At 58.3% G+C, this 12,458-nt stretch carries 16 protein-coding genes and 1 tRNA gene; 8 read left to right on the forward strand and 9 right to left on the reverse strand.

All coding sequences use genetic code 11. The annotated features are described in order from the left end of the window. The first annotated feature begins 91 nt into the window (after window positions 1-91). On the forward strand, window positions 92-1,291 hold the full coding sequence (locus tag CI805_RS14140) for an LL-diaminopimelate aminotransferase (protein ID WP_260924587.1): 1,200 nt from the start codon (window positions 92-94) through the stop codon (window positions 1,289-1,291). 73 nt (window positions 1,292-1,364) lie between these two features. Then, the gene (locus CI805_RS14145) at window positions 1,365-2,153 is read left to right on the forward strand and encodes a winged helix-turn-helix domain-containing protein (RefSeq protein ID WP_260924588.1); all 789 of its coding nucleotides are present in this window, start codon (window positions 1,365-1,367) and stop codon (window positions 2,151-2,153) included. 106 nt (window positions 2,154-2,259) lie between these two features. Here CI805_RS14145 and CI805_RS14150 read toward each other — a convergent pair whose 3' ends face one another. Continuing rightward, entirely contained in the window at window positions 2,260-2,790 is a 531-nt protein-coding gene (locus CI805_RS14150; protein ID WP_313958505.1) for a molybdenum cofactor guanylyltransferase, read from the reverse strand. Between the two features lie 212 nt (window positions 2,791-3,002). On the opposite strand from CI805_RS14150, the gene CI805_RS14155 reads away from it, so the two are divergent. Next, window positions 3,003-3,076, forward strand: a tRNA-Cys gene (locus tag CI805_RS14155). Between the two features lie 163 nt (window positions 3,077-3,239). Then, a complete protein-coding gene (locus CI805_RS14160) occupies window positions 3,240-4,490 on the forward strand; it encodes a tyrosine-type recombinase/integrase (RefSeq protein WP_260924596.1) in 1,251 nt (416 codons plus the stop codon). A gap of 275 nt (window positions 4,491-4,765) precedes the next feature. Here CI805_RS14160 and CI805_RS14165 read toward each other — a convergent pair whose 3' ends face one another. Further along, window positions 4,766-4,939 (reverse strand): hypothetical protein, encoded by a 174-nt coding sequence (locus tag CI805_RS14165; RefSeq protein ID WP_409934906.1) that lies wholly within the window; start codon window positions 4,937-4,939, stop codon window positions 4,766-4,768. A gap of 263 nt (window positions 4,940-5,202) precedes the next feature. Between CI805_RS14165 and CI805_RS14170 the strand changes: the two genes are divergently transcribed. Both CI805_RS14170 and CI805_RS14175 read left to right on the forward strand, forming a co-directional pair. Continuing rightward, on the forward strand, window positions 5,203-5,565 hold the full coding sequence (locus CI805_RS14170) for a PRC-barrel domain-containing protein (RefSeq protein ID WP_260924599.1): 363 nt from the start codon (window positions 5,203-5,205) through the stop codon (window positions 5,563-5,565). A 354-nt stretch (window positions 5,566-5,919) separates the two neighbouring features. After that, window positions 5,920-6,501, forward strand: a complete 582-nt coding sequence (locus tag CI805_RS14175) for a hypothetical protein (protein WP_260924601.1) — start codon at window positions 5,920-5,922, stop codon at window positions 6,499-6,501. A gap of 1,028 nt (window positions 6,502-7,529) precedes the next feature. On the opposite strand, the gene CI805_RS14180 is transcribed toward CI805_RS14175, so the two are convergent. Then, on the reverse strand, window positions 7,530-7,736 hold the full coding sequence (locus CI805_RS14180) for a cold-shock protein (protein ID WP_260924603.1): 207 nt from the start codon (window positions 7,734-7,736) through the stop codon (window positions 7,530-7,532). Between the two features lie 227 nt (window positions 7,737-7,963). Here CI805_RS14180 and CI805_RS14185 point away from each other — a divergent pair, with 227 nt between their 5' ends. Further along, window positions 7,964-8,404: an acyl-CoA thioesterase gene (locus CI805_RS14185; RefSeq protein WP_260924606.1), complete on the forward strand. Its 441-nt coding sequence runs from the start codon at window positions 7,964-7,966 to the stop codon at window positions 8,402-8,404. On the opposite strand, the gene CI805_RS14190 is transcribed toward CI805_RS14185, so the two are convergent. From CI805_RS14190 to CI805_RS14200, 3 genes are read right to left on the reverse strand one after another with little or no spacing between them, the layout of a single operon-like run. After that, complete coding sequence (locus CI805_RS14190) at window positions 8,396-9,220, reverse strand: transglutaminase-like domain-containing protein (protein WP_260924608.1); 825 nt, start codon at window positions 9,218-9,220, stop codon at window positions 8,396-8,398. The two genes, CI805_RS14185 and CI805_RS14190, sit on opposite strands and share 9 nt — an antisense overlap. Then, window positions 9,214-9,480, reverse strand: a complete 267-nt coding sequence (locus CI805_RS14195; protein WP_260924610.1) for a hypothetical protein — start codon at window positions 9,478-9,480, stop codon at window positions 9,214-9,216. Before CI805_RS14195 ends, CI805_RS14190 begins: the two co-directional genes overlap by 7 nt. A 10-nt stretch (window positions 9,481-9,490) precedes the next feature. Then, window positions 9,491-9,901, reverse strand: coding sequence for a hypothetical protein (locus CI805_RS14200; protein WP_260924612.1), 411 nt, complete (start codon window positions 9,899-9,901; stop codon window positions 9,491-9,493). A 373-nt stretch (window positions 9,902-10,274) separates the two neighbouring features. On the opposite strand from CI805_RS14200, the gene infA reads away from it, so the two are divergent. After that, the gene (infA, locus tag CI805_RS14205) at window positions 10,275-10,544 is read left to right on the forward strand and encodes a translation initiation factor IF-1 (protein WP_260924615.1); all 270 of its coding nucleotides are present in this window, start codon (window positions 10,275-10,277) and stop codon (window positions 10,542-10,544) included. Window positions 10,545-10,776: 232 nt separating this feature from the next. Here the strand turns inward: infA and CI805_RS14210 are convergent, their stop codons facing one another. The 3 genes from CI805_RS14210 to CI805_RS14220 all read right to left on the reverse strand — a co-directional run bounded on the left by CI805_RS14210 (window position 10,777) and on the right by CI805_RS14220 (window position 12,409). Beyond that, complete coding sequence (locus tag CI805_RS14210; RefSeq protein ID WP_260924617.1) at window positions 10,777-11,448, reverse strand: spermidine synthase; 672 nt, start codon at window positions 11,446-11,448, stop codon at window positions 10,777-10,779. 47 nt (window positions 11,449-11,495) lie between these two features. Further along, window positions 11,496-11,858, reverse strand: a complete 363-nt coding sequence (locus CI805_RS14215; protein WP_260924619.1) for a response regulator — start codon at window positions 11,856-11,858, stop codon at window positions 11,496-11,498. Window positions 11,859-12,184: 326 nt separating this feature from the next. After that, window positions 12,185-12,409 (reverse strand): hypothetical protein, encoded by a 225-nt coding sequence (locus CI805_RS14220; RefSeq protein ID WP_260924621.1) that lies wholly within the window; start codon window positions 12,407-12,409, stop codon window positions 12,185-12,187. Window positions 12,410-12,458 lie beyond the last annotated feature (49 nt).

Genomic DNA, 12,458 nt, shown 5'->3' on the forward strand with positions numbered 1-12,458 from the left:
CGCCCCGGAAAGCAACTCGCCACTTTCGCGCGGGCGAAAGACTGATATGGGAGGCTCGCGCCGATTTTCGCGCAAGATCAGGAAAGAGACCATGTCCGAAGAGTTCTACCGCATCAAGCGTCTGCCGCCTTACGTGATCGCCGAAGTCAATGCGATGCGTCACGCGGCCCGCCAGGCGGGACGGGACATCATCGACCTCGGCATGGGCAACCCCGATCTGCCCCCTCCCCAGCACGTGCTCGACAAGCTGTGCGAGGTTGCCCAGAAGCCCGACGCGCACGGCTATTCGCAGTCCAAGGGCATCCCCGGCCTGCGCCGCGCCCAGGCGAACTATTATGCCAACCGCTTCGGCGTCGAGCTGGACCCCGAGCGCGAGGTCGTCGTGACCATGGGCTCGAAGGAAGGCCTCGCCAGCCTCGCCACCGCGATCACCGCGCCCGGCGACGTGGTGCTGGCGCCCAACCCCAGCTATCCGATCCACACGTTCGGCTTCATCATCGCCGGGGCGACCATCCGCTCGGTGCCGACGACGCCGGACGAGAATTACTGGCGCTCGCTCGACCGAGCGATGGCCTTCACCGTGCCGCGTCCCTCGATCCTCATCGTCAACTACCCGTCGAACCCGACCGCGGAGACGGTGGACCTCGCCTTCTACGAGCGCCTCGTCGCCTGGGCGAAGGAGAACAAGGTGTGGATCCTGTCCGACCTTGCCTATTCGGAGCTGTATTACGACGGCAACCCGACCCGCTCGATCCTCGAAGTGCCGGGCGCCAAGGATGTCGCGGTCGAATTCACGTCGCTGTCGAAGACGTACTCGATGGCAGGCTGGCGCATCGGGTTTGCGGTGGGCAACCCGCACCTCATCTCAGCGCTGACCCGCGTGAAGTCGTATCTCGATTACGGCGCCTTCACGCCGATCCAGGCGGCGGCCTGCGCCGCGCTGAACGGCCCGCAGGATATCGTCGAGAAGAACCGCCTGCTCTATCAAAAGCGTCGCGACGTGATGGTCGAGGCGTTCGGACGGGCGGGATGGGACATCCCCAGCCCCAAGGCCTCAATGTTCGCCTGGGCGCCGCTGCCGCCTGCGCTCAAGGAAATGGGCAGCCTGGAATTCTCCAAGCAGCTGCTCAGCGAGGCCGAAGTCGCGGTCGCGCCGGGCGTCGGCTATGGTGAGGACGGCGAAGGCTATGTGCGAATCGCCATGGTCGAGAACGAGCAGCGCCTGCGTCAGGCCGCGCGCAACATTCGCCGCTTCCTGCAGAAGAAAGGCGTGAACACGCCCGCAACCTGAGCAATTCTGCCGATTACAGGCCCCATCTGTAATTTTCTCCGTGTTGTTCCTGAGGCTTGCCGCCCCTTACAAAATGGCAAGCGACAACAACGGGGGATTACAGATGGGCAGCCATACGGCAGCCGGTCGACAGCGCTTTTTTGCGTGGGTCGGTCCAGGGGAAATCAGCGCGGAATATGACCTCAGGCAACTCGGCTGGGGCTTCCGGCAGCGCAGCGATTTCGAGCATGGCGCGTCCCAGATCGCCTGTCCGATGCTGCTCGACGGCAGGGGCGAGGACGGCAAGGGCGAGGATGCAGGCTTTCTCGGCACGCTGCTGCTGTCTGTCCCCAGGCCGCAGCGACGCCGGATCGCCGTCGTCGGCTTGCCGGACACTGCCGACTGCGCCGCCATCCTGCGCATGGGATATGGCGAAGCGCTGAAATCCGGCACATCGCTGGAGGAAATCGGCGCGCGGGCAGAGCGTATCGATTGCCTGGGAACGTGGGTGCCGCGCTTCCGCAATGTCGGCCCGCTGCATCTCGATCTCGTCGATCGCGAAGCCTTTGCCGATGGGCGCTCGCTCGATCTCAATCCGCGTGAATTCTCGCTGCTCTGGCGCCTGGCCGACGAGCCGCGCAGTGTCGTCAGCAAGCAGGCGCTGATTCAGGACGTCTGGCGCATGGGCTTCGTGCCAGAGACCAACAGCATCGCCGTCCACATGTCCCGCCTGCGCCGCAAGCTGGGCTACGCGGGGCTGGCCAGCATCATCGCGACTGCACCCGAAGGCGGCTATCTGCTCGCTCTCGATGCGCGCGAAGGCCCTGCGGCATACCGCCCTCTCGCCTCGCAATCCGCTGGGATGGAACGGCACGCCCTCTGACCGGGGCCATCCGCCCGGCGCTCAGAGCCCGTTTGAAAATTCGCGAAAAGCGAATTTTGCGGCGTCACCCCAAGAATGCCGTCGCGGGCATTTTTCAAACGGTCTGTCAGCCCGCGTCGGGCAGGCGGGCGAGGTCAGCGGGCGTATTGATGTTGGCGGGCGCCTGCGCAAGGCGCTCCATCCGAGCGCCAACCGCCTCGGCGAAGCGCATCATCGAATGCGTGCCTTCGCCATGCAGGATCTCTTCCAGCACCGGCAACGTTTCCACCGGCCACAGACCGATCACCGGATTCGCGGCAAGGCAGGCAGGGCCGGGAGAAAGGCGCGCCAACAGATCCTCCGGCATGCCCAGCGCATCGACGCTGCTGCTGAGCACCGCCCCATAGCCTTCATCCTGCGCCAGCCGCAGGGCGGCGGCCAATCCACCAAGCGGCCCCATGCCCGCATGCGGCCAATCGGGCAACGTCGGCGCAGGCGCTGTCTCACGCCCGACCACCACCACATATTCGCACCACCCGGCCAGCGTATCCACCGCGCGTGAAAGAAGGGTGTGGCCATCATAGACCGCCAGCGCCTTGTCGCTTCCGAACCGGGTCGACAGACCGCCCGCGATCACCGCACCAAGGATCAGGGTCATGACGGCAGGCTCCTTTCATGCGCCGGGTATTCCCGCAGACAGGCAACAACATAAGCGAAGGCTCAGCCCTTGTCCAAACCCTCTACCTGCCAACAGGTTGCCTGAATACCGCACGGCGCCGCACCCTCTGATTCACACTTGTGCTGCATAAAGCCAGAAACAGGATTGCGCCCTGTGCCGGAAGCCGCTAGTGGCGCCATTCCCACGCGATCGGCCCGATGGCGGAGTGGTGACGCAGCGGATTGCAAATCCGTGCACGCCGGTTCGATTCCGGCTCGGGCCTCCATTTTTGCTTCTCAGAGGGTCTGAGAGCATCGCATAAGTCGCTGTTTTTCGCCATTTTTACGTGGTAAAATGTCTCCGACAGGTTCGGGCCATTTCACCAAATCTCACCCCAATCATGGAAGATTTGATGGTACGCCCCGCCATAGCGATGGGGAGATACCATCATGTTGGAAGGAAAGCGGCAGAAGTCCGGGCTCACCGCAGCTTGGGTGTCGCGTGCTAAGCCAAAAGACAAGGCCTACAAGCTCAGCGACCGCGATGGGCTCTACCTCCAGATCGAACCCAGCGGCTTACGCGTCTGGCGAATGAATTACCGCTTTCTAGGCAAACAGAGAACCATAACCTTCGGGCGTTGGCCAGAGCTGCTGCTGGGAGAGGCGCGAGAACGACTGCTCGATGCGCGGCGGCTTCTCGCCAAGGGGGTCGATCCCGTCGAGCATGCCAAGCTTGAAAAGATCGAGAAGATGCTCGCAGCGGCGCACACTTTCGAAGCGGTGGCGAACGAGTGGCTTGAAAAGATAGCCGCCGAAGGTGCCGCAGCCATGACGCTCAAGAAGGCGCGCTGGCTGCTCGCGAAGCTCTATCCCGCGATCGGAAAGCGCCCCATCCGCGAAATATCGGCGCATGAGTTGCTTCTGGCCTTGAAGAAGATCGAGGCCACGAAACGCTACGACACCGCCAATCGGGCACGGACCGCGTCCAGCCAGGTCTTTCGATATGCGATTGCCACGGCGAGAGCCGAGCGCGATATCGCCTCGGATCTTCGCGGCGCCCTTGTCACCCCTCGAACGACTCATCGGGCCGCAATCACCACGCCGATCGAAGCCGGGGCTTTGCTGCGGACTATCGATGAATATGACGGCAATCCGCTTACGCGAACGGCGCTGCGTTTGCTGGCGCATGTTTTCGTGCGGCCCGGCGAACTGCGCTGGGCGGAATGGAGCGAGTTTGACCTGCACAAGCGCGTCTGGACGATCCCAGGTCACAAGATGAAGATGCGCCGCCCCCACGCCGTCCCCCTCACCCGGCAGGTCGTCGCCATACTTGGCGAGATCGAACACGATGCGGGCTACAGCCCTTTTCTTTTCCCCTCCCTACGCTCGGTGGACCGACCGATGTCGGACAACACGATCAATGCCGCGCTCCGGCGCCTCGGCTACGGCAAGGACGAAATGACCGGCCACGGATTTCGGGCGCTGGCCGCGACGCTGCTCAACGAAATGGGCTGCTGGAATCCCGATGCGATCGAACGCCAGCTCGCTCACGCTGATGGCAATTCCATCCGCCGCGCCTATGCGCGCGGCCAATACTGGGACGAGCGTGTTCGCATGATGCAGCATTGGTCGGACCACATCGATCAACTGCGCGACGGCGCCACGGTACTGCGACCCAAATTCGGCCATAGCGGCTCATGAAGGGTTGCACTGACAATTACCTCAGCTTGCGCAACAAATACGAAAGCTTGACGCAAGCAGCCGAAACCATGCCGGAGGAATTTTCGTGGTGCGGGCATTGACCGTTTCCGTGCGCATTTTGCAGGCCACAAGCGCCAAATGTACAAGTGCAGATCGGGTTTAGCACCACTCCGACCATTTGCCGCAAGTTGCACTGTGAAGACTTCCGGCCGTAGCGGAGCACCGGCGAGCCCCACTCCGCGCCCGAAACCAACCGGACCGCGCCTGCCTGCTGCTTACCGGCTATCCTGATCCGGCGCTGGCATCTCTGACGGCCCCTCATCAGGTTCATCGATATCAGGAACTTCGGGCACGATCTCCGGAGGCTCCTGGAACGGGGTCTCGGCAGGCGGCATGTCTGGCGGCATCTCAATCGGCGATTGCGGATTGATGGTGTCGGGCGGCGGCATTTCTGGATTTGTAGCCATGAAAATCTCCTCTCACTGACATAGCGGGCAGGCATAATCATGGTTCCCGAAATTCCGGCCGAAGTCAGAACAGATGCCGTCGTTCAGTGCAGCCCAAACAGGGGGCAGGCTGAACTGATGTCTGGCCGCCTAGCGGTTGAGCGTGTCGCATGAGCGCGGAACGTGGCGAAGCACCAAGCGTTTGATCGGGACAATCATCCTGCAGGAGGATGTAAGATTAACCGGCAACGGCAAAGGAACGATAAATGGCGGATGCAGCCACAGCAACTCCGACCCTCGTTGAAGCGGACACTTCCGGATTGAAGGTGCGGTCGCGCGATGGCGACAACCTTGGCCACATCAAATCCTTCATGGTCGACAAGCGTTCGGGCCAGTCGGACTTTGCCGTGTTGAGCCTGGGCGGCTTTCTGGGCTTCAACAAAAGCTTCTATCCCGTGCCCTTCAGTGTGCTGGCCTACGACGCGCCGGCGGATGACTACGTGGTCACTATCGATCGGCGTGTTCTGGAAGGTGGTCCCAGTTGGGCAAACAACGCACCCGAATTCAATCAGGCGTATGCCGATCGCGTGTCGAGCTACTATGGCACGCCATCGGCGCAGATCATTTGATGGCATGAAAGGACCGTGACCCTGACTGACCCGTAAGCAGGGAGCAACACAGGGCCTGCAGTGTGTCCGCCAAGCCATATGAGCAGCTTGAATTGGCACTTAGATGCCGTAAGCGGGAGCCATCCACCTCATCCGCTTTCCAATTCTGGACGCCGAAGATTGGCCGATTTTGGACTGACGGCTTACGGGGCGGACGAGGCGGATAGCTGCCTGTCATCTTTCCGGGCGGGAGCGTGACTATAACTGCCTGACGGCAGACGCCCCGTCTTGCCGTTCGTGGCCAAATCGATACATCTTGAAAGCGGACACCGGGGGCAGAGACAATTGCTGACTTCGGCTGAAGGAGGCAACAGCGTGAAGCGAAAGATGGCATTTGGCGCGCTTGCCGTGCTGCTAGCAACGAATGCACATGCGCAGGACACAGCAAAATCACCCGATGGTCTTTATACGGCTTCTGTCATCCCGAATGGCAAAGGTGACGAGAATGGTTCGGGCGCACAGGCCCTTGTTCTGTACAGAACAAGGGATAATGCTCAGCGACGCCTCCTTATATCGAGGTGGAACGCTGATTACAGTCGCAACCTTGCCAATCTCTCGCATCCGTTGTTCTCATTGGACGGTGGTTATGTATATTTCAATACTTCAGACGTCTCTCCGAACTCGGGCTACGTTCACCAATTCGACCTTAAGCTGAACGTTATAAAGTCAATTAGTACGGGTTGGGCTTTGCGTGTGATGCGGACCGGCCCCTACAGAGGCTACCTGCTCGTGCAGACCCACCGATATTGGGATAGCCACGAGGGAGGCTCCTACAATCCAGTTTTTCTTACTCACCCGTCGGGTAAACGGATCATGATGGTTCCCGGGAGCGATAATGACGATGGCGAACTCGCTATTGATCCGTGGCTCGCAAAGATGAACTGGAGAGCTTGGTAGGCTGCTAACGTCCGCTTAATGAGAATCGCAGCTAATACCTGCCTGACGCTTATCCACCCATCGTAACCGCTGCTGCTGCGAATCTGCGCTGCCTCGAAGTCGTCCGGCACCTTTACGCCGCCAGACGATGCAAATGCCGATCCGGAGCAACGAGCAGGGTGGCAAGCGGACTGGCGGTCTATCAGCGTTGGTGGACGCCGCATTGTAAAACGCTAGAATAGCTAAATGCCAGGACTCACACAATTTAACATATGGGATGAGAACGGTCGGCTGCTCTGCACCGCCTGTGGGTTTGATAACGAGCTTCAAATCCCACGGTACACAGAAGACGAAGGCTTGCCGATTTTCATCTGCGAAGCATGCCTTTGGGAGCCAAGCTTGGACGATGCCCACGCAAGCTCACCAGATGAAGTGTTGGTTCGCTTGAGGGATTATCGAAAGGATTGGGGGCAAACCGCTCCTTGGGATGGCTCCGGTGATCCGCCGCCAGACTGGGATGGGAAGCGGCAGCTTGCCCACCTCTTCGCTGTGGCACTTCACGTCCGCTAAGTTGGCGTCAGCCGACTGGCCGCTTTTCTCGTTTCAGATATGCCAGTCTATCCTGAACGAATGACCGCTCCGGGAAACGGAACTGAACCCTTGTCCGGCGACAATGGGCGCAATCCGGGCTGACGGCACACGCCCCGTTGCGGATACATCCAGTGTTCCAGCCACCCCGCAGCACACGACCAGCAATCTAAGATTTTCTAAAAAAATTAGTCTCACAACGAGGGAGTGACTGTCAGCATCTTGTCCTGTGCTGCTTTAGTTCTCGCATCTTCTGTGTTTTGTGCGCGTTCGGCAAGCTCACTCCAGGCATACGAAGCACGCAGGCAGCGAGCGCGTACCTCCGGCAAGCTGGCTGCGCCGGCAGCGATTTCCTGAAGCTCGGCTTGCTCACGGTAAAATGTCAATGACGACATTAAGCTCGCTCCCGATACTATATTTGGGAATGGCGGGCCTCGCAAAAGACCCGCCGGTTCGGTCGTTCAGGCCGACTGGAGATTAACAGCCGAGGTCTTCCCACGCTGGTCGGTTTCCAAATCGTAGGATAGGCGCTGATCCTTGTTCAGCGTGCGCATGCCTGCGCGCTCCACCGCGCTGATATGAACGAAAGCGTCATCGCCTCCGGTTTCAGGAGCAATAAAGCCAAACCCCTTGTCAGCGTTGAAGAACTTTACGGTGCCGGTGATCATATGGGTATCCTTTGCCCAATGTAGTATGACGGGCATGCGCCAACAACAGCACATCCCGGCTTCGTGAGGCTAGTAAGGGACAAAGAGGAGCCATTGCGGCTCAATATCCGTCGCAGGCGACGTTTCAGCAAAGCTCTTGTAGGCGCAACCGCAAAAAATAGATATAGATATTCGATGCCTTTTACCGATTAAATGCGGCTTCCATCATTTATGTGGTATATGGAATTATGAATTCCGCTCAGATGCACGACTGCTCGCTCACGATCGATGCCCATGACATTGACTTTATGGGGCATGTCAACAACTCGACGTATTTGAAATGGGTGCAAGCCGCGATTATCGAGCATTGGCACCGGGTCGCCTCCCCTGCAGCAGTGGGTGCCTATCTATGGATCGCCCTCAAGCACGAGATCACTTACCGAAAACCTGCATTTTTGTTCGACCGGCTAACAGCCAATGTTGTCCTCGAGCGCGTGCGCCGGGAAAGCGCGTTTTATGACACGACGATCCGACGCGGGAGTGAGGTGATCGCGGAAATACAGTCGCGCTGGTGCTGCATTGATGCCCTGTCGCGACGTCCCGTCCGGGTGAGCGAGCAAGTCAGATCCTGCTTTTTCCCTGAGGGCGAGAACGCTGAAGAGGCTGAAGTCATTCAAACCTCAGGATGATGCAAGCTTCAGCTGGTCTTCGTCGGTGTAAACCTCAAATCGTGAGAGGGTGGCGGTGCCGAAGCCCATCGTCAGGGTCGCATCGGCAGCATCGCGGCCCTGCGCCATCAGTATACGTCCACGTCTTGGACGATTATGTCTGGCGTCGAACACATACCATCTCCCGCCCAGCCACACTTCGAACCAAGCCGAAAAATCCATGTCGCCCACCGGCGCGGGCAAGTCCATGTCCCCAAGATAGCCGGTGCAGTATCGTGCTGGCACATTCATGCACCTGCACAACGTGATCGCCAGATGCGCAAAATCACGGCAGACGCCGTTGCGCTCCTGAAACACGTCCCAAGCGCTCTTGGTCGCCCTTGCCTCCAGATAATCGAAGCGGATATGCTCATGCACATAGTCTACGATCGCCTGGACCAGAGGCCAGCCTGCAGGTGCATTTCCGAACAGGCCCCATGCGATCTCGACCAGATGATCCGTTTCACAATAGCGGCTGCCAAGAAGATAGATCAGGACATCATCAGGTAGATCTTCGATGGAAGACTGCAAGGCATCCGGCGCAAACGCATCGGGTTCGAAGGCATCTTCGATGACGAACCCGCACGAGATCGTAATGCCACCTTCCGGAATGGTGAAGCGCGTGCAAATGTTGCCGAACCCGTCGACATAGTCGTAAATCGGTACGTCCGGTGTGGTAAACAGGCGCTGCGGCGTTCGCAGGTCCTTATGGCGCGAAGGATGTACGCTAAGATGCGCAAGAGTCGGCACCCGCTGCTCACACGTAAATCCTATATCGTATCCCGCCCGGATCAGCATACCGGCTTCAAGGCTGCAAGCGAGCGCTCCACGCGCCCTAGGCCTTCGGCCGATTCGATAGCCAGATCGAGCGGGCGGCCGCCAAGTTTCCCACATGCCGTATTGAGATAGGCGATGGCCACATCCCGATTGCCCAATGTATCGAGCGCAAGCTTGGTTACCTGTCCCTGACGGCTGGCAGCATCCGGCGCTAACCTGGGCTTGTCCGACCACCGCACTTTTGACCGGAAAGGCCTGCCGGGCTTTTCTTCGCTGTCCATTTTGAGTTTCCTATTGATAGGCGCGCATCCGGTGTGCTGCGATCTTCCAGAAAAGATGCACGATCTGGGCCTGGCCACTTGCGCAAGCGCATCCGAATTCAAGCATGCTGCGGCTTCGATCGGGTCCAATACCGGAAAGGAAATCGCGCGCGGCGACGTGGCCACCAAGAAGTGCCAATGCGAGATCAGCTATTTCGCTTCGCCGTTTATAAATCTGACTTTCTCTCGATACACGAGGCCATCGCCGCCCATATGCGGGAACACCGGCCTTTCTGCTTCGGAGCAAGCCGCAACGTTTGGCAGAGGCGAACTCATAACCATAGGGGATAGGAGGGCACTCCCATGTCATGCCGCAAACGCGCGATACGCGTTTCGTAATGGCGAACCATATCGAAACGCGATCCGCGTTGGCGATCGTCATCGCCCCGAGCCGCGTATTCGATAAGTGCCATCTGGTGATGATAAAGTAGTTGATTGAGGTCCATATGGGCTCTCCTTCCTGCGGGAGCGCATTGTGTCTCTCAGTCGCCGGCATGCAAAAATGACCGGCAATAAAATTCTTATACACGAAATTTTATCGAGCAGCGAGAGCAATCGAAAAATCGAACATAATAATATAAATTGTGATTTGCATTGAAAAATTATATTTTCGATATATATAGCTCTCGCTGCCTCGTTTTTGCGAATGCGCACCTGCCTTGTGCGGGTATTTTTTCCAGCATCAGCCTGACTCTCATGATCGCCGTTTTTGCGCATGCATGACGGCAGGCCCGCTCGTTTTCGGGACACATGGATTGGCGAAGGAAGAATTGCTGACGATGGAAGGGTTTATCGAGGAAATTCTCCCCGATGGGCGCTTTGCAGTTTTGCTCGACAATGAGCACAAGATCATTGCCTACACCGCGGGGAAAATGCGAAAGTTTCGTATCCGCTCAGTGGTTGGGGATCGCGTGCATGTCGAAATGACGCCTTACGATCTTTCCAAGGGCCGGATCATATTCCGCGAAAGAGGGCTTGGGCAGGCCGGAGGGCCTCCAAAACGGGGCAGCGGTTTCAGAAGATAGAACGCGGCGCAAGGCCGCACATAGGATAACATGCAAAGCAATACCTCCGGCGCACAACCGCGCCGCCTCAATTCCCCGTTCCACGCACAGGCCGAAGGTGCCGTTTCCCCCGCGCCTGGCCAGCGAATGCCAGGCTTTCTCAGCAGGGCTCATCTTTGCCGTCTGGTCGCGGACATGGTGGACTGATCCCCTTTCGGCCTACGACCAAGCACTGTGAAACCTGCTAAGGGTATCACGGCTTGCGGGCGAACCAGATAAGATGGCGAACCCCTCTATTGCCCGCTTGCGCCCTGACCACCAACCTTGTCACCTCATAGCCCACCTCCCGAAGACGCCTGGTGAACGCGGCTTCGGGAAAGGCCGACCAAATGGCAAGAATGCCCCCTGATCTCAGTGCTGACATTGCACGCTCCAGACCGGCTATCGAATAGAGGCTATCGTTCTGGCGTCGCGTAAGGCCTTCGGGCCCATTATCGACATCCAGCAAAATGGCATCGTATGCGTTTCGAGCCGAAGCTATCAGCAGCGCCACATCTTCATCCACGATGTGCACGCGCCGATCATCGAGACATCCATTCGTAATGGCTTTCATAGGCCCTCTGGCCCATCTCAAAATTTCAGGGACGATTTCGGCAAGCGTAATGCTTGCCCCGTTGCCCAGCACCGCCAGAGCAGCACGAAGCGTAAATCCCATGCCATATCCGCCAATAAGCAATTGCGGCTTGGCACGCTCGGTGAGCTGTTGGCATGTGAGAACTGCCAAGGCCTCTTCGGAGGCATTGGCCTGAGTGCTCATCAGTCCATTGTCGTCGAGCAATATGGTGAAATCGGAGCCATGCCGGACCAGTGTCAATTCTACGCCATTCGGTACGGTCGCCTGACCAAGCACGACATCATCTAACATTGCATTTCCTCAAACACCCCTGACCCAGGCCATGTTCTCGCTCCCCGCTAACCGGTAAGGCCTTGCAGCGCTTTGACGAGCGAGCTTGCGAGGTAGGGCTTGTCAAGGAACACGGCGCCCGCTGGAATTTCCTCTCGGGCCGCGGGCCAACGCCCGGACGTGATGGCGATACATATGCGGGGCCACCGCTTACTTACCTCAAACGCCAATCCCATGCCGTTCATTGATCCAGGCATATCGACGTCGGTAAAAAGGATGTCGATCGCTCTATCGACTTCGAGAATATGCATGGCCTGGTCAGCGTTTCCGGCCTCTCTCACTTGGAAGCCGGCGCTTTCCAACATGTCTGAGGCCCCGAGCAGAATCAAAGGTTCATCCTCGACAACGAGGACGGTACGCTGGGGAAGCATAGAATGACGGCTTTCTGCGGGGCACAGTAGACAGCCTGGCTTGCCGTCCCGATTTCATCGGCCAGGTCTCGCAGGCTCCGTTTGAGCCTCATGAGGTAATAGCAAAACTGCCTGAAAGTTCCCGGTAAAGTGGTAAATTTGCCGTTCGTATGCGGAATAAGAAATATACCAAAGCCTTTTTCCTAAACACTCTTTTTCGCCCGCCGGCTGTATTTAGAGCGTTGAATGAAATCTAAACGGATAGGGTTCATGATCTGAATGTTTTCGCCGGCTCGGCATTGACCCGTCACATCGGCCACTTGTGTGAACGCCGATTCTCAATGTCATCACCATGGCCCGCGTGCGCGGTAAAACGGAAAACGCCTCACAATTCCGGCAATCAGTTTTTTTTCGAACACCTGCCGCATGGTATCAGCACCTTCCGGAAGGATGCATACCAGATGTGTACCGCCGGAAGGCAACGGCTCTATCGCGCTAATGGCTACATTATGTGCCGCACATGCCTTCTCGACTTCTGCCTCCGGCAGATCGATGTTCAAAAGGCGGCTCATGTGACAAGTCCTGCAGCGCGGTCAAAACCTTCGTCGAGGTTCTCCATGC

The sequence above is a fragment of the Novosphingobium sp. 9 genome, from assembly GCF_025340265.1.
GTDB lineage: Bacteria > Pseudomonadota > Alphaproteobacteria > Sphingomonadales > Sphingomonadaceae > Novosphingobium.

Bases quoted from the DNA above. Each gene is read 5' to 3' on its own strand.
- CI805_RS14140 (WP_260924587.1), top strand. From the start codon at position 92: ATGTCCGAAGAGTTCTACCGCATCAAGCGTCTGCCGCCTTACGTGATC.
- CI805_RS14145 (WP_260924588.1), top strand. From the start codon at position 1,365: ATGGCAAGCGACAACAACGGGGGATTACAGATGGGCAGCCATACGGCA.
- CI805_RS14150 (WP_313958505.1), bottom strand. From the start codon at position 2,790: ATGACCCTGATCCTTGGTGCGGTGATCGCGGGCGGTCTGTCGACCCGG.
- CI805_RS14160 (WP_260924596.1), top strand. From the start codon at position 3,240: ATGTTGGAAGGAAAGCGGCAGAAGTCCGGGCTCACCGCAGCTTGGGTG.
- CI805_RS14165 (WP_409934906.1), bottom strand. From the start codon at position 4,939: ATGCCGCCGCCCGACACCATCAATCCGCAATCGCCGATTGAGATGCCG.
- CI805_RS14170 (WP_260924599.1), top strand. From the start codon at position 5,203: ATGGCGGATGCAGCCACAGCAACTCCGACCCTCGTTGAAGCGGACACT.
- CI805_RS14180 (WP_260924603.1), bottom strand. From the start codon at position 7,736: ATGATCACCGGCACCGTAAAGTTCTTCAACGCTGACAAGGGGTTTGGC.
- CI805_RS14185 (WP_260924606.1), top strand. From the start codon at position 7,964: ATGAATTCCGCTCAGATGCACGACTGCTCGCTCACGATCGATGCCCAT.
- CI805_RS14190 (WP_260924608.1), bottom strand. From the start codon at position 9,220: ATGCTGATCCGGGCGGGATACGATATAGGATTTACGTGTGAGCAGCGG.
- CI805_RS14195 (WP_260924610.1), bottom strand. From the start codon at position 9,480: ATGGACAGCGAAGAAAAGCCCGGCAGGCCTTTCCGGTCAAAAGTGCGG.
- CI805_RS14200 (WP_260924612.1), bottom strand. From the start codon at position 9,901: ATGACGATCGCCAACGCGGATCGCGTTTCGATATGGTTCGCCATTACG.
- CI805_RS14210 (WP_260924617.1), bottom strand. From the start codon at position 11,448: ATGTTAGATGATGTCGTGCTTGGTCAGGCGACCGTACCGAATGGCGTA.
- CI805_RS14215 (WP_260924619.1), bottom strand. From the start codon at position 11,858: ATGCTTCCCCAGCGTACCGTCCTCGTTGTCGAGGATGAACCTTTGATT.
- CI805_RS14220 (WP_260924621.1), bottom strand. From the start codon at position 12,409: ATGAGCCGCCTTTTGAACATCGATCTGCCGGAGGCAGAAGTCGAGAAG.